This is a genomic window from Bacillus salitolerans (genome assembly GCF_042680805.1).
Lineage (GTDB): Bacteria > Bacillota > Bacilli > Bacillales > SA4 > Bacillus_CJ > Bacillus_CJ salitolerans.
The window spans coordinates 273211-295691 of the sequence record NZ_JBHUEM010000003.1 but is presented as its reverse complement, the minus strand read 5'-3'; the positions used below and the strand labels follow the sequence as shown (position 1 = coordinate 295691).

The window sequence follows — 22481 nt, the reverse complement described above, 5'->3', positions numbered from 1 at the left end:
ATCCCCTACTGATTGTTAGGTGAGGCCCGCATGATGTGGGTCACACAGATATTGCCACAGGATGTGGCAATCTTAGTCTCTATTCCTATTATCGGGTTCTTACTGGCGTTTATCCCCCACTTAAACTTCTTCTAAAGTTTTGATGTGGGGGTGTTAGCGCAAGCGCAAGTTAAAGCGGGATAAAGGTTACGGAGGAACTATCTCCCTACTTCATAGGTTAAATTTTTACTAAATGTTTTTTTAGTTGATACGAAAATAAAAATTCACTTGCTTCTAAAATTCTTTTTGCTTCCAAGGCATCTTTCCCCCATGCTGTTATTCCATGGTTGTGAATGAGAACTACCCCACAATCCCCCTTAATATGAGGAATAAACTCGGCTGTAAGAGTTGGAATATGAGCATGATTATAAATGATCGGGATTGTAATGCTAGCATCTTGTTCCCATAAACCAAATGCTTTAATAATTTCTTGGTGCTGAAATTGTATCTGGCCATTTGAATAATATAGATCTGAGATCACATTATTATCGACTGTATGTACATGAAGGCAACAGCCTGCATTACTGCGAGTATAGACCTCTACATGTAGCTGAGTTTCAGCTGATGGCTTCAAATGGGTCTCTTCTACTGGGCTTCCATATTGATCAACAAGTAAAAAGTCATCAGTCGTTCGTTTTCGTTTATCCTTTCCACTCGCCGTAACCAAAAAAGTCAAAGGCTCACTTGAAACTTTAATAGACAAGTTCCCACTTGTTGCTGGAAACCAGTCACGAACAGCAAATTCATCCTTTATGTCAGCTAACTCACTCCACCTTACATCTAGTGTACTCATACCTTCACCTCAATTTGACTGTCTAGCACCTCCACCACATCATCGAAGCTCCCAAATGAAAAATGTGGAATGTTTAAAGTGATTAAGGTTTCCTTTAAAAAATCTCGAGCAATAACAGTATCCGCTAACTTAGCAGCCTCTAAATCCGTAATAGAGTCACCAATGACAATGATATGATGATTAGGATTATCTGCAAGTTTCCGAATTAATGAAGGCTTACAACATCCACAATCATTTTGGCAATATTGATCACATGAATTTGGCCACAGTATTTTAATGTAATCACCTGAAAAATCCGATCCATTACAGTAAACAGAATTCGTTTCAACAAGTCCTGTTAATAGAGGATAAACAAAAAAATCGATACCGCCACTAACAATATATAGTGGTATATTGTGATCTTTTGTATAGGCTACAAATCTTGAAAAACCTTCCCTAATTTCAGCATGATTCTTTAAAAACTGAACTAGTTCTTCTTTTAAGCTTGAAGGAAGGAGCGAAAATAATTTCTCTACACCCTCTTTTATTGAAATTTCTTGCGAGAGAATTTCATCTTTAATGGTTTCCCATTCTGGTGGAGCAAAGTGCTTCATTAGAGCAATAATATTATCCGTTTCAGTGATGGTTCCATCAAAATCACAAAATATTACGGGTTTCTTCATTGTGTCACCTCTACAGTTCCCCATAAATTTATCGCCTTTTGAAGAGCATCGTCATTCTTCGCTGCTTCTTGCAAGGTACGCCCCTCTAGGACTGCTTCTATTGCAGCCCTAAATGCTCTCCCACCAGCAATGACTCCATCGGGATGTCCATGAACTCCTCCACCGGCGTTAATAATAGAATCTTTGCCAAAGTCCCTGATTAGTAGTGGGACTAAACCAGGATGTATTCCTGCAGAAGGAACCGGGATTGTCTTGTTAAACTGGTCGTCTTTTGTTAATTCATTTGCAATACCGAGTGCTTCCTCGCGTTTTATCGCTACACTTCCATAAGGTGAAGGGAATAATGAAAAGTCTGCACCAGCATAACGAAGTAACTTACCCAATAGAAGTGGATTATGAATCCCATAGAATTCAGAAGGAGTTAAAGCACCACTAACTGCTGGATGCGCCATAATAGGCAACTCAATTTTCGCTTCTACTAAACTCTGAAGAACGTCTAGACCATATGCAAACACATTGAACAGTAAAACCTCAGCACCTAGTTCTTTTGCACGTTTCGCCTTATCTAAAAGCTCAAAGGTTTTCCCAGATAAATTAACTGCATATAGGGCCCTGTGACCTGTTTTCTCAAATACATCCTTGAGTACCGCTTTGCCTGATTTAACTCTTTCTTCAAACGGAATTAGTGGATTATCAAATAAAATTTCATCATCCTTAACTAAATCGACTCCTCCAAGTACTTGTTGTCGTAACTGGTCCTTTAAGTACGACAAATCTCTTCCTATTACGCCTTTAAAGATACTCATCAATAATGGGCGATCATACACTCCTACCTTACTTCGAATCCCTTCTATTCCAAAGGACGGACCTGGAAACGAAGACTTAATTTCATTACTGAATTCCAAATCCATAAGCTTTATCTCCCCATCTAATGAGAGCTTTCCAAATACTGTTGTTAGGATGGCCGGGAAGTCTTGCGAAAAATTAGCCGCTGGATAGGAAATAGTAACTAACCCGCGCTTCACATTTTTCCCTAAATAATCATCAATACGAGAGTCTTGAGCCAGTTCTTCGATGCTTATGACTTCACCTTTGTGTTTTTTTAATTGCTCTTGTTCCAGCTGTGGCAAATCTGTCCAAGACCCAATGGTTAAGCCCAGTGCAATTCCTTCGGCTTTTTTTGCCAAGTCCAGCTTTGAATCATGTATTAAATATGTCGCTTTCACTGCATTCATATAAACACCTCTTTGGACAAAATAAAAAACCTCTTCATAAGAAGAGGTTCACATGTAAGATACCGCTCTCCTTATCTCTCAGCTTTGCTGCAAGAATTAGCACCGTGCTTAGCATCGCTAAGTCGGTTGCCGGGCATCATCGGGCTAGTCCCTCCACCTACTCTTGATAAGAAAAAGTATTTAACTATCAGAAATTAATTTGGATTATGACAGCTTTTTTTAAAATTGTCAATCTTTTTTAAATATATTTAGTGTTTTTATTCGTTCGATTGCTTCAAGTAAGCGATCCTCGTCCGTCAATAAACCCACTCTAACATAACCTTCACCATATTTTCCAAACCCAATACCCGGGGCCACCACAACATGAGCCTTCTCTAATAAATAATCCGAAAAGCTAACAGAGGTAAATCCGTTTGGAACTGGTAGCCACGCAAAAAATGATCCCGGAGGAGCAGTTACATCCCATCCAATTTCCTGAAGGCCATGAATCAGAATATTTCTCCTAGACTCATACATTTGGACGAGTTCATCTACACAATTCTGCGAGGATAAAAGTGCGGTGGCCGCAGCTTCTTGTATACCACCGAATAAACTAACATATAAATGATCTTGAAGAAGGTTGATGGATTCGATGACACTCTCATTCCCAACTGCAAATCCAATTCTCCAGCCCGCCATGTTATATGTTTTAGATAACGTATATATTTCAATCCCCACCTCGGTTGCACCTTCGACTTGAAGAAAGCTTATTGGTTTATTTCCATCAAAACCGATTGCACCATAAGCAAAATCATGTACGACACATATATCATTCTTTTTAGCTATTTCTATTGTTTCTTCAAAAAATTCTTTCGGAGCAACAGCACCAGTTGGATTATTAGGATAATTTAAGAACATTAACTTCGCCCTTTGTAATATGTCAGAGCTGATTTTAGAATAGTCAGGAAGGAACTTGTTCTCAACCTTTAACGGCATAAATTCCATTTTCCCTCTTGCTAGTTCAACACCTGACCAATAATCTGGATATCCCGGATCTGGCACTAGTGCTACATCTCCTGGATTTAACACACATTGTGGAACCTCAACTAGACCAGCCTTACCTCCAAACAGTATTGCTACTTGTTTGTCAGGATCAAGTTCGACACCATACTCACGTTTATAAAATGATACTATCGCGTCTTTTAGAAAACGTTGTCCCCTAAATGGAGAGTACTTGTGGTGAAGTGGATTCGCGGCTGACTCCTGTAAAGATTTCACAATATGCTCTGGTGTCGGCCTGTCAGGGTTACCTTGTCCCAAATTAATCACATCATACCCTTGTTCTACAACCTTGTTCACCTTCGCAACTAAACTAGCAAAGAATTGAACAGGTAAACTTTTTAAAATATCTGATTGCTCGAATACCTTCATCATTCCACCTACTTATTCAAATTAAACTATTTGGAATTTTTAATGAATTTTGGCTTGAAATTCTAGTCACAAATAATATATTGTTAAGAACAAAATGTAAAGTAATTTTTTGAGGTGATTTCAAATCTATGGAACTGAAAATAAGCTGTATACAATTTGATATTGTATTTGGAGATCCGAATGAGAACTATAACATCGTCGCAGAAAAAATGACACTCGCATTATCTGATAATCCGGACGTCATCGTTCTTCCAGAACTATGGTCCACCGGTTATGATCTAACAAGACTAGATGAAATCTCAGATAAAAATGGGGAAAGAGCACTCACATTTCTTACAAATTTCGCAAAGGAAAACAAGATTATTCTAATAGGTGGATCTATAGCGAAACAGACTAGTGAAGGTGTATATAATACAATGCTAATAATTGGCCGTGATGGAAATCTACTAGGAGAGTACAGTAAATTACATTTATTTAAATTGATGGATGAGCATCACCACCTCCAACCTGGGGTAAAAGACGGATTATTTGAAATAGGTAATACTCTATGTGCAGGACTCATTTGCTATGATATACGATTTCCTGAATGGGTTCGTAAACATACATCACAAGGTGCACAAATTGTGTTCGTAGTAGCGGAATGGCCGCTGCCTAGACTTGCACACTGGCGTACGCTCCTGATTAGTAGAGCCATTGAAAATCAATGCTACGTTATTGCTTGTAACCGATCAGGAAGTGATCCTCGCAATGTATTCGCAGGTCACTCTATGATCATTGATCCATGGGGAGAAATAATTTCTGAAGCAAATGAAACGGAATTTATTCTCACAGGTACGATTGATACTGAGAAGGTGACTTCTGTACGTAAGCAAATACCAATTTTTGAAGATAGAAGACCCGAATTTTATTGCTAAATATTTCATTTACTAAAAACTATTGACATATATAACTAAAAACTGTTATTATTTTCATCAAGTGAAAAATTTCTGAAAACTCGCTACCAACCGAGTTTCAACTGAAAACTTAACTTACTAAACTAAAACATTTAAGATTGACATATCTTAAATGAACATAATCTCTTATCAAGAGTTAGCTGAGGGAATGGCCCGATGAAGCTGCAGCAACCGACCGTAATACCATTGTGAAATGGGGCGCTTTACATTTGCGCCTGTGAGTAATCACAGAAGGCACGGTGCTACTTCCACAGAAAGAAGGTATTTCTTTCTGACAGATAAGAGGTGAGAAGTATAACTTCAAGCCTCTTTCTAACTGAAAGAGGCTTTTCTAATTGAAGAGCCTCCTACGTCATCTATTAATTGGAGGTAATCATGATGGAATTAACAAAAGAATATACGTATGAACCGTTAACAGAAGAAACAGCAACTACACTCGCTATTCGTTTAGGATTATTTAGAAATGATGTCACGTTAACATGTAAAGAAATTGGGGACGGAAATCTAAATCTTATCTTTCATATTCGAGATGAAGTAAATAATCAAGGGATTATTATTAAACAAGCTCTACCTTATGCAAAAGTAGTTGGTGAAAGCTGGCCACTCACTATAAATAGAAACAAAATCGAACGTGATGCACTTCATGTATTTGGACAATATGTACCTGAATTTGTACCAAAAGTCTACTATTCAGACGAGACACTTGCGATTATGATCATGGAGGATCTATCACACCTTGTAATTGCACGCAAAGGTTTAATTAACAATGCTCACTATCCTGTTTTGGCCAAACATATAGGTGTTTATTTAGCGAAAACGCTATTCTACACTTCAGATTTTGCTCTTGATCCTCAAGAAAAGAAAAAGTTAGTAAAACAATTCAGTAATCCGGAGTTATGTAAAATTACGGAAGACCTAGTATTTACAGATCCATTTTTTAATCATGAGACAAACAATTTTGAAGATGAATTAACGCCAAGTGTTCATCAAATATGGGAAAATATAAAATTAAAACAAGAAGTTGCAAAACTAAAGAAAAAGTTTGTAACGACTGGGGAAGCATTATTACATGGAGACCTCCACACTGGAAGCATATTTGCAAGTGAGTCTCAGACTAAAGTAATTGACCCTGAGTTTGCCTTTTATGGACCAATTGGATTTGATGTTGGCCAGTTTATTGCAAACTTACTTCTGAATGCTCTTTCTAAGCCTGAACACGAAAGGCTAAAACTTTATGATCAAATAATTGAAACATGGAATACATTTAAAGAAACCTTTACTACTAGCTGGGTTCAAGATAGTATAGAAATTTATACTAAAATTGAAGGATATTTAGATTTCACTCTCTCACAAATTTTCGAAGATACAATAGGTTTTGCCGGTTGTGAAATGATAAGGAGAACAATAGGATTAGCCCATGTTGCTGATTTGGACGGGATAGAAAAGCTCAATGATAGACTAATAGCCAAGACAAATGCCCTATCACTTGGTACTGAACTCATTCTAAACAGAGATTCAATTTATTCAGTAGAAGAACTCATTGTATTCATAAGGAGTGTACTACAACATGACTAATACATTATCGATACCACAATCAGTTCAGTGGAAAGATGATCATATTCTCCTCTTAGACCAACAATTATTGCCACATGAAACTACGTATCTCGAATTAAGAACCATTCAGGATGTGTGGAATGCTATTGTATCTTTAAAAGTAAGGGGAGCTCCTGCCATCGGCATAACTGCAGGATTTGGTTTAGCTCTTGCTGCTCAAAATTACGACTGTGAGACATTACAAGAATTCATTGAAAAACTTACAAAGGATCGTGACTACTTAGCAGGTTCTAGACCGACGGCGATTAATTTATTCTGGGCGTTGAATCGCCTTACCAATAGTATCTCCAACGCTAAATCTATTAATGGTGCTGTTACGACCCTTATTCACGAAGCGATACAAATTCAATTAGAGGATGAAGATGTATGTAAGCAGATTGGAGAGCATGCCTTATCCTTATTCAAAAATGGGGATAAAATCCTGACCATTTGTAATGCAGGATCTATTGCAACGGCAAAATATGGGACTGCCCTTTCACCCTTTTATTTAGCAAAGGAACGTGGAATTAAATTAGAAATTTATGCATCTGAAACAAGACCTGTATTACAAGGAGCAAGATTAACAACATGGGAGCTCATGCAGGCAGACATCGACGTTACACTGATTACCGATAGTATGGCTGCACATACAATTGCAACAAAAGGTATAAATGCCATCATTGTTGGGGCTGATAGAATAACGGCAAATGGGGATGTTGCAAATAAAATTGGAACCTATAATTTAGCTATATTAGCAAACGCATTTCAAATTCCTTTTTACGTTGCGGCACCATTATCTACCTTTGATCCTACATTATCATCCGGACAAGAGATTCCAATAGAGGAACGTGATTCAAAAGAAATTACACACTTAAATGGACAGCAAATTGCACCAACAGGTGTAAAGGTTTTCAACCCTGCCTTTGACGTCACCCCTAATGAGCTTGTAACAGCTATTATTACGGAAAAAGGAATAATCGATAGTGATTACAGCCGACACATTTCCTTACTATTTAACAAGTAAGCATGAAAAAACAATGTAAACCAAGTGTTTGTATACTTAGGTTACATTGTTTTTTTTGGTGTTATAGAGCAATAAACATGTTCAAATGATAGGATTTACTAATCATAAGTTGTTGGATTTTTTCGACACTATTCGCTTTTTTCTAAAAAACTAGCCTACTATTTAAAAAAATGTGATATGATATAAAAATCATACTTACCACCTATAAAGTCACCTCTTAACTAGAGTACGTGGCTCTATTCTCCCTAAGAAATGTACGAGGTGAATAAAAAATGACTACTGTACAAATTAACATGACAAAAGTATTAAATGGAGCGATTCAATCAGTTAAAAGTATTCTTCCTATTTCCTTATCTATTGAATCTCCATCCCTTTTCAAAGAAAAAGCATTGCATTCATCTATGGCAGTTTTGATCGGAATGACTGGAGATATTAAAGGAAGAATAATTATTGAAGGTAAGCCACAAACATTCAGTTCGATTGGCGAAATGATGTATGGGATGCAGTTAGATGGGGAAATGCTTGAATCATTCACTGGTGAATTAGGCAATATGATCGCAGGGAATCTAGCGACGAATGCATCACAAAATGAATTAGTCATGGATATCACTCCCCCTACCTTAATTGTTGGAGAAATAAAATTAACAAGTTACAATCAAGCAATCAGAGTACCCATCTCAATAGGTTCTTCCGAGGGCCTAGGTGTAATTTTAATGGTTGAGTAAACGTAATGGAGAGAACTAGGTTCTCTCCATTTTTTTCATTTCCAATATTTGTTTACGTTCATCCTGACTGATCACATTAAGTTTTGCTAATACCGCTGAAAAAAATACTAACTTATTTCTCACTTGATTACCTCCTCACTTTTGCCCGTGTGCAATATTTTTAACCTTAGTAAATTATATGCAATGAATGAGCAAAAGATGAAAGAAGAAAATGTGTTCTATGATTCATTCTGTTTAGCTGTTATAATTTTTCTTCTAGTTCGTATAATCAAAAAGATGATGATAAACAAAGTACCGAGGATCGGAAGACCGATTGAGTAGAAATGGGTAAGGATTACATCAATATGTTGTCCAAAGAAATACCCACAACTAAAAAATATGACCGTCCAAACAGCAGCCGTACTATATGAATATAGAAGAAATGTTCCGAACTTCATTTTCATACTCCCTGTCAAAAATGGAACGAAATGACGGACTCCTGGAAAACAATAACTTACCACTAAAGCAAATGGACCAAACCTCTCTATTAATTGAGTTGCTTTTTGAATATATTGTTTAAATTTTGGCTTATGAAGAAGCTTATTCTGGATAGGAAAAAAGAAAAATCGTCCAAAAACATAAAGGGTATTTAAACTCATTAAAACCCCTATATACGTAATCACTAATGCTGGAATAGGCTCAAGTATACCACTCGCTACAAAAAAGCCCGTCGTCATAACAATCGCTTCATTTGGTACAGGTATACCAAAGAATCCTATCCATAGTATAAAAAACAAAGCAAGGTAACCAAATTCATTTACAAAATGAAAGGCGGTTTCAAGTTCCATCATTTTTCACATTTAACCCTTTTAGATCAGGGCCCCCTCTATCTGAAGTAATGTTTGTTTTAGACCAATTTTATTTCCGGCATAACCTGTCATCTGATTGTTTTTTCCGATAACACGGTGACATGGAATGACGATAGGAAGTTGGTTTTTCCGATTGGCTTGTCCAACTGCTCGAACCGATTTTGGATTATTCAATTGATTAGCAACTTCCGAATACGAAATGGTCTTACCATATGGAATTAATTTCAACACTTCCCATACGCTTTGTTGGAAGTCTGTTCCCTCATATTTTAAAGGAAGTTCAAAATCCTTCCTCTTTTTACAGAAGTATTCTTGTAATTGTTGAACAGCTTCTTTTAATAGAGGTGTAGATTTGAAACAAAGTGATTTCTCTTTTAGTTGGAAGCCCTCTAAACTATCTTCCCCTATGATAATTCTCCTAATATGGGTAGCATCTGAAACGATATAAATTTTGCCTATAATAGATTCATAATAATCCCAATACATCATATGATACCCCTATTCTACTATATATTTGAACTACGGCAGAACTTTGCTCCATCAAATGGTAAATAAATATGAAACGTTGTTCCGACATTAACCACACTTTCCACTTCTATTCTCCCTCGATGTTCACCGATTATTTTATAAGATACCATTAATCCAAGTCCAGTACCTCGCTCTTTTGTAGTATAAAAAGGTTCACCCAGACGCTTCAATTTCTCTTCAGTCATACCAGGACCCTGATCTAAGATGGAAACTCTCATTTCCTCCTGAGAAGGCTGATCAATTGTTACGAAAATCACTCCACCATTAGGCATAACTTCAATTCCGTTTTTTAAAATATTGATAAAGACTTGTTTCAGTTGGTTTTTTTCACAATATAATTCATGTCTACTTGCATTCGCTTGCAATTTAAACTGAATATTATCCAATGTAGCCTGTGGTCTTAATAAATCAATTGTTTCCTGAACAATTTTGTAAATGTCTGATCTTTCATATCTTACCGCTTGCGGCTTAGCTAATATCAAGAATTCAGTAATAATAGATTCAATTCTCTTTAATTCCGAGGTAATCACTTCAAAATACAATGTATGTTCATCCTGTATAGATCCTTGTAATAACTGAATAAAGCCCTTCAGTGCTGTCATGGGATTTCTAATCTCGTGTGCAATACCAGCAGCAAGTTCACCTACTACATTTAAAGTATCTGATTTACGAAGTCTTTCTTCCATTTCACGTTTCTCAGTAACGTCGAGAAGGATAATAAGGTGATGTCCTGAATATATATTTTTACTTATCGAATAATCGATCATTCTCATTTTCAGGTCATTCCCTAAAACTTCAAACTGTCCTGTTTTGTCTTCATTTGCAAGCATTGATTGCCAAGAGTCACGTTCCTTTTCTCCACTCTTTGAAATAAAGTTTTGTATTTTCATGTTTTTTGATTTGTATTGGTTACAACTAAACATTCGATGAGCTTCTGAATTCATATTGACAATACATCCGTGATTGTCCACTATACATAGACCATTTCGAGCATTATCAAAAAGCTGTCTAAATTTATTTTCGCTTTCCCTTAGAGTGGTTTCAATGCTCTTTTTTTCTGTAACATCTCTAAAAATCGCTAGGTTGAGTCCTGGAACAAGGTTATATTTCACCGCAAATTCTATAATACGATCTTCACCATTACAAAGCTTAATCATCACTTCTGCAAAAGCATCCTCTTCATCAGATGAATAGTAGGATATTTGATCACATAAATTCATACTTGAGACAATCTCGTTAAAATTTCTTGTGAGTAATTCCTTTCTCTCTAGCTTCAATATTTTGCAAGCTACTGGGTTCGCATCGATTACCTTTAAGTCTTTATTCCATAAAATAATTCCATCAAACGCATCTTCAAAAATCCTTCTAAATTTTTGTTCATTTTCTCTTAAATAATTTTCCATCATTCTTCGTTCACTTACGTTTCTAAAAATCGTCATATGAAACTCATCAAACACCTTGTAGCTACTTGTAAACTCTAACCTTTTTATTTGTCCATTTCCCATTGTAAAATCTAATTCAGCTCTAACATTACCTTTTTCTTGGAATTCTTTGGAGATTATTTCGAGCTCTTTTTCTTGACCAACCACAAAATCAAACAATATATGTTTACTCAAAGTTTCAACCGGTAGCTCAAATGTTCTACTCGCGGCTTGATTTGCATTGATTACTCTACCATTTATGTCCCATATTATGATTGCATCAACAGCTAAATCAAAAATATCACGAAATCGTTGCTCACTTTCTTGTAATCGTTTTTCCATTAATCGTCTTTCTGTGAGATCCCTCATTATAGACATGAAATAATTATCATGTATATTAGAAGTTGTTGTAAATTCAAATATTTTTTTCTTACGGTTCTTAAGTGTAACAGGCAGATCTCCTTTTGCCTTTCCTTTTTCACTCAAAATTTTCCAAAGCTTTTCTAGTTTAAACTTATATTCTTCTTCTACAAACTCCCCTATTGAAGAGGCTATTAGATCTTCTTTTTTAGATTCAAACGCTGTTACAAAGGAATCGTTACAATCAATAATCCTTCCATTTCGATCAAAAATAACAATACCATCGACCGCACGATTATAAACATCCATAAACATTTGCCTACTAATATTTCGTTGACGCTCTAATATTTTTTTGGGTGAAATATCACGCATAACGGAAATCTCTAAACCTTCAATTGCATTTCGTCTCGCAGAAAACTCAATCACTTTTATTTTTCCGTTTTTTAACCTAATCGTTACTTCACCTTTTAGTACTCCGTCATTCGTTAGGACTCGATCTTGATTAATTATTTTCTCGGATGATTCTAACAGCAAAAATTCACGTATATTCTTTCCAACCAATTGTTCCTTTGACAACTCAAATAAATCACAGGCAGCTTGGTTAACTTTTACAAATCTTGTATGGGAATCAAACACAATGACAGCATCTAACGACTGTTCGAACATAATTTTATATTGTTTTAGCTTTGACTGTAATCTATTATTTTCTTGTAGCTCACCCTTTAAATCAATCGTCGGTTCATTTAATGGAATGGACAAGATAGCACCTCCTAAAAGGTCTTTATTACTTTCTAAAATTCTACAAAACCCTACTATATCCTTCATTATTTTACTTCTAATCTATTAGTTATTTGATCCTATAAAAGAGGAAACAATGAACTAGACAGAGCTGTTCAATATTTTGAAACATTCTTTACCAAAACACTCCTCCTCTATCTTTCTTGAAATATGGTAGAATAGCCTTTAGTGTATATTTATTACTTGACTATTTATCGTTTGATTACCTCCACTCACTTATGGAAATAGTGTTATTATCATATCGAAGTGGAAGAAGGAGAGTTTGTTCCATTATGAATGTTGTATTAACTACCTTAAATGCGAAATATATTCATACAAACCTAGCCATTAGATGTCTTCGCTCCTATGTACAGCCTGAGCATCAAGTTCAAATGGTTGAGTATACGATTAAGGATCCTGTAATGAATATCGTTACAGATTTATTCCGTTACACCCCTGATGTCATTGGTTTTAGTTGTTATATTTGGAATATTGAAGAGACAATTAAAGTCATTAGTATTCTAAAAAAAATAAAACCAGAGCTCACGATTATGATTGGTGGACCGGAAGTTTCCTATGATGTTTCCTTTTGGTTACACCGTTTAGTAGATGTTGATTTTATTGTTATCGGTGAAGGAGAGGAAACATTTAAGCAGTTACTAGATCAGTTGAAGGGGGAAAAAGATTTTGCAGGTATTCATGGGCTTGCTTATCGATTAGATGATAAAGATGTTATTAATCCTCAGCGAAACAAGTTAAACTTGCAAGAAGCTCCTTCTCCTTTTCGATTCGAGGAGGATATTCCTCATTTATCAAAGCGTGTTACGTATATTGAAACGAGCAGGGGATGTCCATTTAGCTGTCAATTTTGTCTTTCTTCAATAGAAGTAGGGGTTCGTTATTTTCATAAAGAAAAAATAAAAGATGATATTCGTTATCTAATGGAGAATGGGGCCAAAACGATTAAATTCGTCGATCGTACCTTCAATATTAGTAGAAGCTATGCGATGGAAATGTTTCAATTTTTGATTGATGAGCATCTTCCAGGGACCGTATTCCAATTTGAAATAACAGCGGACATTATGCGTCCAGAAGTCATAGAGTTTTTAAATGAACATGCACCAAAAGGACTGTTTCGTTTTGAAATTGGTGTTCAATCAACAAATGATGCAACGAATGAATTAGTTATGAGAAAACAAAATTTCCAAAAGCTAACCCGTACCGTCACAATGGTTAAAAATGGCGGGAAAATTGATCAGCATTTAGACTTAATTGCGGGCTTACCAGAAGAAGATTATCAATCCTTTAAAAAGACGTTTAACGATGTATTTGCGATGAGACCAGAGGAACTACAATTAGGATTTTTAAAGATGCTAAGAGGAACAGGATTACGAATCCGTGCGACTGAGCATGATTATGTATATATAGACCATGCCCCTTATGAAATCTTAAAAAATAATTTATTATCGTTTGAGGATATCACCAAAATTAAACAAGTTGAAGATGTACTGGAGAAATATTGGAACGATCACCGGATGGATTTGACAGTAGAATACTTAGTTACAAATGTGTTCCCTACACCATTTGATTTCTTTCAAGAATTTGGAAAACATTGGGATGAGCAAGGTTGGGTACGAATTGGTCACCAGCTCGAGGATTTATTCAAACGACTCTGGAGCTTTTTGTCTTCCACTTTAAACCAAGATTTGAATGTTGTTCACAGCCTAATGAAGATTGATTATTTACAAAATCAAAAATTTAAACCTAGGAAGCCATGGTGGGATGATACGATGGAAAAGAGAGAACGCTCCCTCTACTATCATCAGATTCTGGACCAACCTTCTATCCTTGGGGATGAATATGAACGCCTTCAGCTTCAAGAAAAGGATGTTTTCAAACATACGGTTCTTGAAAAGATTACGTTTAACTTACAGCACTTCATGCAGCTTGGAGAAATAAAAAATGAACCGTGTTTATTATTAGCTTATTTTGATTCAACTAAGCAAAATACAATGTTATTTTCAGTACCACTTCATTACGTAATCGTGTAAACGTGTAGGAAAAAATTCCTACACGTTTTTTACTTTTTCTTTTTTGCTTTTGCCTCTGCAACTAATTCAACTGGTTTATTTGCATTATAGTTTCCAAGCTCCGTACCAAATTCCTCCTGCAAAAGATCTTTTGACATCGTATGGTTGTTATCCCCTGCATGTTTCTTCCGCTGAACTCGTTTCGCCATCTCTTATTCCTTCCTTCCGCCTTGATAGCCTTTTTTAGAATTCCGATTCGCACCCTTCATTGCCTCTTCTTCTACAGCTTCTTGAGCAAATTCAGTATCCGGTAAGCTTTCAGTTGGAGTAAAATTACTTTTCCTTGCAGCATCAAATTTCACTTTACGTTTTGCCATTGTATGCACCCCTTTAACTTAAATTGAGAGAATCCTCATTCTATATTGTGTACCTCTTGACCATCGACATAATAGGAAGTTTTGACCTTATTTTATTTGGTTGTTTTGTGCTCATAAGCAATCAATACGATATCTTCGCCTGTTTCTTCTCTTAATTTTTGCTCAAACTTTTGAATTTTAGTCAATTTTTCCTTACTTAGGTGAGCAACCGGAAAAGAACGATCCATTAACATAGTACTCATCTCCTTTCTAAATAGGATTCCAAAATGAAACGAAAGCCATTCATATGATTTTCATAGTTGGAAACACTAAACGAGTAACCACTTTACAAAAAGAGGTGATGAACTTGGATAAGAAAAATAAACAAGATATTGAAACTCCATTTATCAATGAAACAATGCCGCACCAAGCGAGTGCTCCCATCTTTAAAGGTAGTGGTAAAAAAATGGAACCACCATTTGTGAATGAACACGGTGTTGTAATAGGCGATAGCTTTTATGATTCCGAAAATTCTCCATTAAATAATTGGAGCGAAGATGTTGATCCATCGATTATGTCTGGTGATGAATGGGTTCATCCAACAAATGATATAGGTTGGAATACTGAAGAAAACAGAGAGCTGGTCGAACAAAATATTGAACCTCAAGGAGTACCTTTTACACATCCGGATAAAGATGTGAGTTATAATCAAGATTAGAAAGAAGAAGTCGTTCATCGTCTTCGGTTTGATACGAAGTTTGAAACTTATAGTGAGACGTCTAATTAGAGTAAAAAGAGAGCACCAGTCTAATAAAGGACTGGTGCTCTTTTACATACAAACTTTATTTTATTTCTTTTGGTTTTATCCCAACTAAAGCAATGATGGCTGCCAGAATACAAATACCAGTTACGGTGTAATACATGACCTGATGGGAAGCCTTCATTAATAAGACAAATAATGGTGGCCCTGATGCCACTCCAATAAATCTCATGGAGCTATATATAGACGTTATAGTACCTCTTTCCTCTTTCTCGATACCTTCAGTTATGAGAGCGTCTAGACAAGGTAGTGCAACTCCGATACCCATTCCACAAATGAAGAAAATCGAAATTAGAAAATAGATGTTTTCAGTAAAACTGATTGCAAACACAGACCCAGCTGATAAAAGAATTCCAATAAACGTTAACCATTTCATTAACACTTTGTTTTCCTCTATTTTTTTCCCTGTGACAAATGAAGCAATACATAAAGAGGCAAGTGGAATGGCAAGGATTAGTCCCTTTTTAACACCTTCAATTTTATGTTCATCCTCTAGCATCGTAGATAAATAAAAAAGTACTCCAAACAGAACAAACATAAGAATACAACCAATAATAAAGATGGCGATCAGCCACTTTGCATTCTTTTTAAATATTTTTTTTATGGTTTTAAAAAATTTTTTGAAGGGCACAGGCTTTTTCATTTTTGGTGATTTAACAAGAAACAACATAAGTAATATCGAGATTGCACAAAATATAGGAATTGCAAAAAATGGTAAAAACCATACAAGTCCTGCAAGTAAGGAACCTAATATCGGACTTAAAACTTTTCCAAAAGTATTAGACGTTTCGATAACCCCAAGTTCCTTACTTACTTCTTTTTCACTCTTGAACATATCTCCAACTAAGGGCATAACAACAGGAGCTGCTCCTGCGGCTCCTACCCCTTGTAAAACCCTTCCTATCAAAATCAAGATATATGGATTATCCATTTTCCAAGCAGCCCATCCTGAGACAATTCCACCCATCCCAGCTATAAGTAAGCTAGGTATAATCACCTTTTTTCGTCCAATCCGGTCTGATAAATAACCTGCTATAGGTATTAAAATAATGGCAACAATTGAGTATAGTGTAATAATCATACTCACTTGAAATGAACTGATATTAAGCTTTTTTTCAATTGTCGGAAGAACTGGTATTAACATTGAATTTCCTAATGTCATTACTAATGGTATGGAAGCTAGCGAAACAATTGCCCATCGCTTTTCATGTTTCATAAGACTACCTGCCTTACCTTTAAATTTATTTAACAAATATTAATATCTACAACACTCCCCTGAAATATTAATGTAAGTAATTGGAAAGTTACCAAAAAGAGCATAAGAATAAGGGCGCCCTTTTTACTCATTTAGGGTTATCCACTCCAACTGGCGGTAAAAACTGAAGCTTTTATACTTTCTTAAAAAGAACAAAAGGCGCAAGTGTCCCCGTTTTGCCACGACAAGCAAATGTTCTGGCATGCAAAAAAGGGGGGTTTTCCCTTTTATTCATGACAAGTTATTTGACCTCGAGTAGGATGGAATGACAAAGATTGTCGCCATTTCATCTTGGCTGGGTGCTGGAGCTGGATTCCAAGTCACTAGCCCATTATCTTGCTGAAAGCTTTTATTTTTCAAAATAATTAAAAAAGGCTGTCGAGAACTTTCTTGACAGCCTGAAAGCCCTAAAAAGGGCTTTCACTTTATCCAATAATAACTCTTTCTTTTGGATAGTGGTATCGCGTTTTATTTTCTCGTCCTCCAAGAACAAACAGGAAAGATAGTATTCCAACCCTACCAACGAACATTAGTATTATTAATACAATTTTCCCGATATTACTTAACTCTGGCGTAATACCAAGTGATAATCCTGTAGTACCAAATGCCGAACAGACTTCAAATATTATACTTATCAACGGAAATTCTTCAGTCATAGATAATATAGTAATTGCGCTAAAACATAAAAGAGTTGCCATAATCGTAACCACAACTGATTTTAATATATCATCATCATGTAATTCTCTTTTAAAAATCTTTATATGACGATTACCTTTAGCAAAATGATATAAAAACAATAAATTAAGGGCGAATGTAGTTGTTCTAATCCCCCCACCAACTGAACTTGGCGATGCACCAATAAACATTAAAGCTGAAATCACTAGGAGGGTTGGTTCTGAAAATAGTGATACATCCATTGTTGCTAAGCCAGCACTTTTTGTAGAAACGGATTGGAACAAGGCGAAAAAGAAGGCTTCATGCCATGTTTTCCCTTCAAAAAAATGATTCCACTCAAATAATATAATCAATACGGTACCTACGATTATTAAGATCAAAAAAGTAGTCGTCGTTAACTTGGTAAAAAGTGAAAATCGAAATCTATAGTCATTTGATTTTTGGGTTAAAAAGTCTTTTACTTCAATTAAAACTGGAAAGCCAATAGACCCTAATACGATTAGAATGATGACCACAAATTGAACAAAGTAGTCATTAGCAAAGGGTATAAGAGAACTTCCTGTAATATCAAAGCCTGCATTTGTAGTTGCAGAAACCGCTGCAAAAAAACCTTGTAAATAGGCTTCCTGCCAACTAGGAAAATATTTTAAGAAATAGGTACCTAAAATGAGTGCACCCATAAGTTCCACAATAATAATAATTGATAATATATGTTTCATTAAATTTACTAGTCCAGAAAGACTTGACTGATTTTGATCTGTCATAATCAGCTGACGTTCTTTAAGCCCAATCTTCTTCCCCATCAGTAGCCAAATAAATGTACCTAGAGTCATTACCCCTATACCACCAAACTGAAGTACAAATGCTAAAATAAAAATTCCAGGAACACTAAACATTTCAGCAGTTGATACAACAGTTAGACCAGTAACACTTACCGCACTTACTGCAGTAAAAAGCGCATCTAAAAAGCTCCAATCCACTCCTTCTTTATGTGCAATGGGCAAGCTTAGCATAATAACTGAAAAGGAAACTGCTAAAAAATAAAAACTCACAATAAGTTGAGCGGGACTTAAATGATACAGCCGGTTTTTAAATTGATCGACCATTGTTTTCATACCTTTCTAATATAACTCTCCTAACATTTTGAACTATAAGGCCGAAAGAAACAACCCTTTTTAAGGAAAACTCTCTCGGTTATTCTCCGAAATATGAAAACTTTCCCTCGTATAGCATTACATACTACTCAAATACTATGAATGCAGCTTTAAAGATATATAGCTGTAATAGATATTGGGAGATGATTATGATGTCAAGAAGTAGTAACAAATTATTAGTACCTGGAATTGAACAAGCACTTGATCAAATTAAATATGAAATTGCAACAGAGTTTGGAGTAAATCTTGGTTCAGATACAGTTTCTCGTGCAAACGGATCAGTAGGAGGAGAAATTACAAAACGTCTTGTCAAAACTGCTCAGCAACAACTAAATGGTCAAGTTAATCCTCAAGAATAATTGAATAGTACATGGATATACCGGGCTTTGATAAAGCCCGGTTTTTACGAAGGAAAATTAAAAAGACAAGCCCTATGCTTGTCTTTTGTATTATACTATTCATTCTCTGGTGTAAAGGTACGGCCTGCAAATTCAGTATCCAGCATAAATATAGCGTTACTATCATTTTGGATTCTTTTAAGCTTTTGAATAATACTGTCAAACATATCTTCCTCTTCTACTTGTTCCTCAATAAACCATTTTAGAAAAGATATAGTAGCATGCTCACGTTCATCCATTGCTATATCAGATAGATGATAAATACGTTTTGTTACCTCTTTTTCTTGTACTAGTGCTTTTTCAAAAACATCCAGTAATGAAGAGAATTCATTATTTGGAGATTCAAAGCCATTTATGGTTGCTCTTTTCCCAAGGGAATTTATAAAATTATAAAATTTCATCGCATGAAAACGTTCTTCTTCAGCTTGTACGAGAAAAAAATTGGCAAATCCGTCCAATCCTTCATCTGAACAATAAGCAGCCATTGCTAAGTACGCATGGGCTGAGAAGAATTCATAATTCATTTGATCATTTAGAGTTTTATGTAGTTGATTGCTTAACATAAATATCATTCCTTTGTGCTTTTTTACAAGTATAACATAGGAATGAAAAAAATTTAATGAACGTTGCCTCTAAAGAAGTGATGATACTCCTTGTGCAGTAGATCCACTTGTAGATTTAACTCATTGACACTTAAAAATAAAAATATGAGTACAAACATAATCATGAGAATAATTGAAAACTTTGATTGGTAATTCTTTGTTTCTTGCTGAATAAGGGAAACGATAAATGAGTAAATCATAATCGATAATAGTAAGATAATTTTGATCATTTCACCTGGTCGCCCTACCATATTTCCTACCATTGCTCCCATCATCCCACCCATGAGACCTGAAAGCATCCCTTCAATACTAACGAATAAATTGATTGGCCATCCAATGATAAATCCTATAAACAAACCGATTAATACACTAATAATGGTCGATGAAAATATATCATGGACAAATAAAACTCCAATTATTGTCCCAACACTTGCTCCTGCCATCATTGACATCCCCATCGTTACAATCATTCCATTCATACCTTGAAGATGTTTTTGATTATTCATTACATAACATACAGCAAACACGATTTGGCACAACACAAATAGCAATAATAAATAAATGGCCATTTAATCTCCTCCTGCCTGTCCTCCTACAAAATATGCAGTCCCCAAGAAAATAGAACTAGCAGAATCAAAAGACTCAGGGCTGCCCCGTTTAGCCTATGGCAGAGCAAATGTTCCTATATGAGAAAACGGGTGCTTTTCCCTATTTCTCATGTAGGGTTATTTGATGACCAAGGAAAAAGTGATTTTTCTTTTTCCCACGAGTAGGTTGAACTAGCAAAGATCGTCGCCATTTCATCTTGGCTGGGTGCTAGTTCTGGATTTAGCCGTATCATTGTATAAACAAAACACCGAAACTAATACTTACTTAATATAAAAAAGAAGGAGCATTATTTGCTCCTTCCCCCTCCCCCCTATTGGTCGCCTTCCTCTTTCTCTTCCTCTGATTTATTTTTCCCTTTACCCTTTTTGTCATCTTTTTTATCTTTCTCTTTATTTTTCTCTTTGTCTTTATCTCTTTCTAGTTTCTTCCCTTTAATTCTTTCTAAAAGGTCATCTACAAGTCCAGGTCGCCCTTTATCCTCGTTAGACTGATTAGGTTGATTTGCTTTTTCTTGGTTACCCTTTGAATGATTATTTGGAGTTTGTTTCTTTCTTTCCTCATTTTGTTTTTTTGTATTGGCATTAAGGTCCTTTTTTACACGATCTTTTATTTTGTTTGCTTTTTCTTCTTCCTTTTTCAATTTCTCTAGCTCTTTTGAGATTGCTTTTTCTTTCGTTTGTTCTTTATTTATATTCTCTTGCACATTTTTCTTTTCTTGTTTTAGAATGGAAGCATTTTCTTTTGCAGTCACCAATTGCTGATGGTACTTCCCTGTTGAAAGTCCATGTTTAACCGCTGATTCTCTCTCCTCCATTGAACTTTCAAAAGCAATAACTGAAACCTCTTCTGCTTTAATTGTTTCAATCATTGTTTCGACATTATGATTAAGCTTGCTCTCTAATTGCTCCCCTTTATCATTTACGATTACCGTAGCAATTAATACCTCTGCATTGTCCTCATAATATCCAGCCTCTTTACTCTCTTTTAAAATATTTAATGTAACAGACTCAATGGTTTGGCTATGCCATGATTCATCCATACTGTCTATAATGACCTTTCCTTCATTGTTTAGGGCTTCTAGGCTAATGACACGAAACTTTTTATCTACGCCTGCTTCTATGCTCGGATTGATATCAATTGACATGTAAGCATATACTTGCTTGGTGTCATAAAAGCTTAAAACGGTGAAAAATAGTAATGCAGCAGCAACAGATGCAGCAATAGCCACTCTAAATTTTTCGAAATGGAACAACCTTCCCTTCTTTTTCTCTGTAAAAGGAATAAAGTTTACTTCCTCTCCTATTTCGTAGTGTTCTCTGTCTTTTCTGCCCTTTAAAAATTGTCCATCTGGCGTTAATAAGGTGATAGAGTGTTTATGAACCTCTAATATGACACCTTTTTTCAATTGCCCATCACCCCTTTCACATAATCCTTTAAGTAGACATAATCACTAGCCATAATAATACAAATCGCAATTATATACTTTCTATTGCGTTCAATCGTTTTACGACTCACTTCCACTCTTTTTTCAAGCTCCTTAATCGGAAGTCGTTTTTTCGTAAATAAAGTTTGTTTAAAATCAGTATCTTGAATCACTTCATGAGCTATTCTCATTGCATTTTCCCTTGCATCTGCATGCTTCGGTGAATGATCGACTAAATCTTGAAAGGTGAGATCAAACTGTTTGAGGATTGACTGGTAATGATTAATTTCATCCTTTCGGTGTTCTTGTTCAAGCTGCCTTTGAAATTCATCTATCGACACATCTACTTCATATTTACTTTGATTACTATCCTCGGTTGAATGAGAGGACTCGTGATCAAAATGAACAGTCTGATGGCGACTTTCTTTTCGAATATAATCAATGACTCGCCTTTTAATAATTAAGTCTGCAAAAGAAAGAAGGGAGCTACCTTTTTCCGTAGAATACTTTTCAATGGATTCATGGAAGGCTATTAATCCAATGCTAAATTCATCATCTTGCTCACTAATATATCGCTTACAAACCTGTGAAACTGATTTTGCAATAAAAGGTTTATATTGATCAATTAGCTCATCCTGGAGCTGTTTATCTCCTTTTTGAATAGCAAGAACCTTATCCTCAAGCGTTTTTGTTTTCCCAATCTTAAAGAGTAAATTTAGCAAAGGGGTCACCTCTTATCTTCTCTATATTTTACGTGCGAATGTTGTCTATTTCTGAGGGTTGCATACACC

At 35.6% G+C, this 22481-nt stretch carries 23 protein-coding genes and 2 riboswitches; of the genes, 7 read left to right on the top strand and 16 right to left on the bottom strand.

Annotation, left to right across the window (positions count from 1 at the left end):
- Positions 1-217: 217 nt before the first annotated feature.
- The 4 genes from ACFSCX_RS03025 to ACFSCX_RS03010 form a co-directional block, all read right to left on the bottom strand.
- On the bottom strand, positions 218-832 hold the full coding sequence (locus ACFSCX_RS03025; protein WP_377926624.1) for a methylthioribulose 1-phosphate dehydratase: 615 nt from the start codon (positions 830-832) through the stop codon (positions 218-220).
- Positions 829-1494, bottom strand: coding sequence for a 2-hydroxy-3-keto-5-methylthiopentenyl-1-phosphate phosphatase (locus tag ACFSCX_RS03020; protein WP_377926623.1), 666 nt, complete (start codon positions 1492-1494; stop codon positions 829-831). Before ACFSCX_RS03020 ends, ACFSCX_RS03025 begins: the two co-directional genes overlap by 4 nt.
- Complete coding sequence (gene mtnW, locus ACFSCX_RS03015) at positions 1491-2729, bottom strand: 2,3-diketo-5-methylthiopentyl-1-phosphate enolase (RefSeq protein WP_377926622.1); 1239 nt, start codon at positions 2727-2729, stop codon at positions 1491-1493. The genes ACFSCX_RS03020 and mtnW overlap by 4 nt, the downstream gene beginning before the upstream one ends.
- 68 nt (positions 2730-2797) lie before the next feature.
- Positions 2798-2902, bottom strand: a riboswitch (SAM riboswitch).
- 55 nt (positions 2903-2957) lie between these two features.
- Complete coding sequence (locus ACFSCX_RS03010; RefSeq protein ID WP_377926621.1) at positions 2958-4139, bottom strand: pyridoxal phosphate-dependent aminotransferase; 1182 nt, start codon at positions 4137-4139, stop codon at positions 2958-2960.
- A gap of 128 nt (positions 4140-4267) precedes the next feature.
- Between ACFSCX_RS03010 and ACFSCX_RS03005 the strand changes: the two genes are divergently transcribed.
- The 4 genes from ACFSCX_RS03005 (at position 4268) to ACFSCX_RS02990 (ending at position 8434) form a co-directional block, all read left to right on the top strand.
- Positions 4268-5053: a carbon-nitrogen family hydrolase gene (locus tag ACFSCX_RS03005; protein ID WP_377926620.1), complete on the top strand. Its 786-nt coding sequence runs from the start codon at positions 4268-4270 to the stop codon at positions 5051-5053.
- A gap of 162 nt (positions 5054-5215) precedes the next feature.
- Positions 5216-5377: riboswitch (SAM riboswitch) on the top strand.
- A 93-nt stretch (positions 5378-5470) separates the two neighbouring features.
- Positions 5471-6667 (top strand): S-methyl-5-thioribose kinase, encoded by a 1197-nt coding sequence (mtnK, locus tag ACFSCX_RS03000; protein ID WP_377926619.1) that lies wholly within the window; start codon positions 5471-5473, stop codon positions 6665-6667.
- Positions 6660-7709, top strand: coding sequence for an S-methyl-5-thioribose-1-phosphate isomerase (gene mtnA, locus ACFSCX_RS02995; protein ID WP_377926618.1), 1050 nt, complete (start codon positions 6660-6662; stop codon positions 7707-7709). Before mtnK ends, mtnA begins: the two co-directional genes overlap by 8 nt.
- A gap of 272 nt (positions 7710-7981) precedes the next feature.
- Positions 7982-8434, top strand: coding sequence for a chemotaxis protein CheX (locus ACFSCX_RS02990; protein WP_377926617.1), 453 nt, complete (start codon positions 7982-7984; stop codon positions 8432-8434).
- Between the two features lie 218 nt (positions 8435-8652).
- On the opposite strand, the gene ACFSCX_RS02985 is transcribed toward ACFSCX_RS02990, so the two are convergent.
- Genes ACFSCX_RS02985 through ACFSCX_RS25705 form a run of 3 tightly spaced genes read right to left on the bottom strand, consistent with a single transcriptional unit; the run spans position 8653 to position 12350 of the window.
- Positions 8653-9264, bottom strand: a complete 612-nt coding sequence (locus ACFSCX_RS02985; RefSeq protein ID WP_377926616.1) for a DedA family protein — start codon at positions 9262-9264, stop codon at positions 8653-8655.
- A gap of 18 nt (positions 9265-9282) precedes the next feature.
- A complete protein-coding gene (locus tag ACFSCX_RS02980; protein ID WP_377926615.1) occupies positions 9283-9768 on the bottom strand; it encodes a methylated-DNA--[protein]-cysteine S-methyltransferase in 486 nt (161 codons plus the stop codon).
- Between the two features lie 20 nt (positions 9769-9788).
- Positions 9789-12350 carry a PAS domain S-box protein gene (locus ACFSCX_RS25705; RefSeq protein WP_465252669.1) on the bottom strand — a complete coding sequence of 854 codons (2562 nt, stop codon included), beginning with the start codon at positions 12348-12350 and terminating at the stop codon, positions 9789-9791.
- 311 nt (positions 12351-12661) lie between these two features.
- On the opposite strand from ACFSCX_RS25705, the gene ACFSCX_RS02965 reads away from it, so the two are divergent.
- Positions 12662-14419, top strand: coding sequence for a B12-binding domain-containing radical SAM protein (locus ACFSCX_RS02965; protein WP_377926614.1), 1758 nt, complete (start codon positions 12662-12664; stop codon positions 14417-14419).
- Positions 14420-14448: 29 nt separating this feature from the next.
- Here ACFSCX_RS02965 and ACFSCX_RS02960 read toward each other — a convergent pair whose 3' ends face one another.
- The 3 genes from ACFSCX_RS02960 to ACFSCX_RS02950 form a co-directional block, all read right to left on the bottom strand.
- Entirely contained in the window at positions 14449-14607 is a 159-nt protein-coding gene (locus ACFSCX_RS02960) for a hypothetical protein (protein WP_377926613.1), read from the bottom strand.
- Between the two features lie 3 nt (positions 14608-14610).
- Positions 14611-14775, bottom strand: coding sequence for a hypothetical protein (locus ACFSCX_RS02955; RefSeq protein ID WP_377926612.1), 165 nt, complete (start codon positions 14773-14775; stop codon positions 14611-14613).
- Between the two features lie 92 nt (positions 14776-14867).
- Entirely contained in the window at positions 14868-15008 is a 141-nt protein-coding gene (locus ACFSCX_RS02950) for a hypothetical protein (RefSeq protein ID WP_377926611.1), read from the bottom strand.
- A gap of 107 nt (positions 15009-15115) precedes the next feature.
- Between ACFSCX_RS02950 and ACFSCX_RS02945 the strand changes: the two genes are divergently transcribed.
- Entirely contained in the window at positions 15116-15472 is a 357-nt protein-coding gene (locus tag ACFSCX_RS02945) for a DUF3905 domain-containing protein (protein WP_377927060.1), read from the top strand.
- Positions 15473-15596: 124 nt separating this feature from the next.
- On the opposite strand, the gene ACFSCX_RS02940 is transcribed toward ACFSCX_RS02945, so the two are convergent.
- The gene (locus ACFSCX_RS02940; RefSeq protein ID WP_377926610.1) at positions 15597-16790 is read right to left on the bottom strand and encodes an MFS transporter; all 1194 of its coding nucleotides are present in this window, start codon (positions 16788-16790) and stop codon (positions 15597-15599) included.
- Positions 16791-17254: 464 nt separating this feature from the next.
- On the bottom strand, positions 17255-18610 hold the full coding sequence (locus ACFSCX_RS02935) for a TrkH family potassium uptake protein (RefSeq protein ID WP_377926609.1): 1356 nt from the start codon (positions 18608-18610) through the stop codon (positions 17255-17257).
- A 200-nt stretch (positions 18611-18810) separates the two neighbouring features.
- On the opposite strand from ACFSCX_RS02935, the gene ACFSCX_RS02930 reads away from it, so the two are divergent.
- Complete coding sequence (locus ACFSCX_RS02930) at positions 18811-19017, top strand: small, acid-soluble spore protein, alpha/beta type (RefSeq protein ID WP_377926608.1); 207 nt, start codon at positions 18811-18813, stop codon at positions 19015-19017.
- Positions 19018-19112: 95 nt separating this feature from the next.
- On the opposite strand, the gene ACFSCX_RS02925 is transcribed toward ACFSCX_RS02930, so the two are convergent.
- The 4 genes from ACFSCX_RS02925 to sigI all read right to left on the bottom strand — a co-directional run bounded on the left by ACFSCX_RS02925 (position 19113) and on the right by sigI (position 22421).
- Entirely contained in the window at positions 19113-19619 is a 507-nt protein-coding gene (locus ACFSCX_RS02925; protein ID WP_377926607.1) for a ferritin, read from the bottom strand.
- Positions 19620-19672: 53 nt separating this feature from the next.
- Entirely contained in the window at positions 19673-20227 is a 555-nt protein-coding gene (locus ACFSCX_RS02920; RefSeq protein WP_377926606.1) for a hypothetical protein, read from the bottom strand.
- A 350-nt stretch (positions 20228-20577) separates the two neighbouring features.
- Complete coding sequence (locus ACFSCX_RS02915; RefSeq protein WP_377926605.1) at positions 20578-21672, bottom strand: anti-sigma factor domain-containing protein; 1095 nt, start codon at positions 21670-21672, stop codon at positions 20578-20580.
- Positions 21669-22421: an RNA polymerase sigma factor SigI gene (gene sigI / locus ACFSCX_RS02910; RefSeq protein ID WP_377926604.1), complete on the bottom strand. Its 753-nt coding sequence runs from the start codon at positions 22419-22421 to the stop codon at positions 21669-21671. Before sigI ends, ACFSCX_RS02915 begins: the two co-directional genes overlap by 4 nt.
- Positions 22422-22481: the final 60 nt, after the last annotated feature.

Excerpts from the sequence above, each read along its gene's own strand:
- ACFSCX_RS03025 (WP_377926624.1), bottom strand. The coding sequence starts at position 832 with ATGAGTACACTAGATGTAAGGTGGAGTGAGTTAGCTGACATAAAGGAT.
- ACFSCX_RS03020 (WP_377926623.1), bottom strand. The coding sequence starts at position 1,494 with ATGAAGAAACCCGTAATATTTTGTGATTTTGATGGAACCATCACTGAA.
- mtnW (WP_377926622.1), bottom strand. The coding sequence starts at position 2,729 with ATGAATGCAGTGAAAGCGACATATTTAATACATGATTCAAAGCTGGAC.
- ACFSCX_RS03010 (WP_377926621.1), bottom strand. The coding sequence starts at position 4,139 with ATGAAGGTATTCGAGCAATCAGATATTTTAAAAAGTTTACCTGTTCAA.
- ACFSCX_RS03005 (WP_377926620.1), top strand. The coding sequence starts at position 4,268 with ATGGAACTGAAAATAAGCTGTATACAATTTGATATTGTATTTGGAGAT.
- mtnK (WP_377926619.1), top strand. The coding sequence starts at position 5,471 with ATGGAATTAACAAAAGAATATACGTATGAACCGTTAACAGAAGAAACA.
- mtnA (WP_377926618.1), top strand. The coding sequence starts at position 6,660 with ATGACTAATACATTATCGATACCACAATCAGTTCAGTGGAAAGATGAT.
- ACFSCX_RS02990 (WP_377926617.1), top strand. The coding sequence starts at position 7,982 with ATGACTACTGTACAAATTAACATGACAAAAGTATTAAATGGAGCGATT.
- ACFSCX_RS02985 (WP_377926616.1), bottom strand. The coding sequence starts at position 9,264 with ATGATGGAACTTGAAACCGCCTTTCATTTTGTAAATGAATTTGGTTAC.
- ACFSCX_RS02980 (WP_377926615.1), bottom strand. The coding sequence starts at position 9,768 with ATGTATTGGGATTATTATGAATCTATTATAGGCAAAATTTATATCGTT.
- ACFSCX_RS02965 (WP_377926614.1), top strand. The coding sequence starts at position 12,662 with ATGAATGTTGTATTAACTACCTTAAATGCGAAATATATTCATACAAAC.
- ACFSCX_RS02960 (WP_377926613.1), bottom strand. The coding sequence starts at position 14,607 with ATGGCGAAACGAGTTCAGCGGAAGAAACATGCAGGGGATAACAACCAT.
- ACFSCX_RS02955 (WP_377926612.1), bottom strand. The coding sequence starts at position 14,775 with ATGGCAAAACGTAAAGTGAAATTTGATGCTGCAAGGAAAAGTAATTTT.
- ACFSCX_RS02950 (WP_377926611.1), bottom strand. The coding sequence starts at position 15,008 with ATGTTAATGGATCGTTCTTTTCCGGTTGCTCACCTAAGTAAGGAAAAA.
- ACFSCX_RS02945 (WP_377927060.1), top strand. The coding sequence starts at position 15,116 with ATGAACTTGGATAAGAAAAATAAACAAGATATTGAAACTCCATTTATC.
- ACFSCX_RS02940 (WP_377926610.1), bottom strand. The coding sequence starts at position 16,790 with ATGAAACATGAAAAGCGATGGGCAATTGTTTCGCTAGCTTCCATACCA.
- ACFSCX_RS02935 (WP_377926609.1), bottom strand. The coding sequence starts at position 18,610 with ATGGTCGATCAATTTAAAAACCGGCTGTATCATTTAAGTCCCGCTCAA.
- ACFSCX_RS02930 (WP_377926608.1), top strand. The coding sequence starts at position 18,811 with ATGTCAAGAAGTAGTAACAAATTATTAGTACCTGGAATTGAACAAGCA.
- ACFSCX_RS02925 (WP_377926607.1), bottom strand. The coding sequence starts at position 19,619 with ATGTTAAGCAATCAACTACATAAAACTCTAAATGATCAAATGAATTAT.
- ACFSCX_RS02920 (WP_377926606.1), bottom strand. The coding sequence starts at position 20,227 with ATGGCCATTTATTTATTATTGCTATTTGTGTTGTGCCAAATCGTGTTT.